The following is a 629-nucleotide window of genomic DNA, read 5'->3' on the forward strand; positions in this document are numbered from 1 at the left end:
ATCACGAACGGTTTTATAGCTCGCTCTGCGCGATTGTTATCAATTTTAAGCCTGCCATCCTCTAAGTAACGCCGGAATTTTTCAAATTGATTTATCGCGTAGTTAATGGCTTTACCTAGCGCCATTTTGGGCGGGATTTTATCTTTGTGCTTGAGCAACCATTGGTATAACTCGTCAACAATGGGTTTGGCTTTTTGTTGTCTAACCGTGTACTTTTCTGTGGCTGGTTTATCTTTGATGGCTTGCTCAATACCGTAGAGCTTGCCAATGAGGTTGAGCACCACATCCGCCTTGCCTGTTTTCTTATTATTGCCTTTCGCTTCGATGAATTTACGACGCATATGAGCAAGGCATGCAACCAGTGTTGCCTGAGTTTGCTCATAAGCCTTATAGCCGTCAACGTGCATGTAGCCTTGGTAACCATCTAGGAAATCAACGGCACATTGGCCCGCACGACTATTATGATAATCAAACAGGACAATATTAGTGCTTTCACCCGGTTTATCATCGCCACAACAATATAACCACATATAGCTGGTCACGTTATCTGCGTTAATGACGTTTAACGGGGTTTCATCAGCATGAATAACCGCCTGCGATAACAACACTTCTTTTAAGCGTTGATACAG

General features: G+C 43.2%; 1 protein-coding gene. It reads right to left on the minus strand.

The annotated features are described in order from the left end of the window. Positions 1–629, minus strand: a 629-nt coding sequence (tnpC, locus tag CEX98_RS22455; protein ID WP_143484403.1) for an IS66 family transposase, incomplete at both ends; no start/stop codon positions are given.

It is taken from the genome of Pseudoalteromonas piscicida (genome assembly GCF_002744175.1).
Classification (GTDB): domain Bacteria; phylum Pseudomonadota; class Gammaproteobacteria; order Enterobacterales; family Alteromonadaceae; genus Pseudoalteromonas; species Pseudoalteromonas piscicida_B.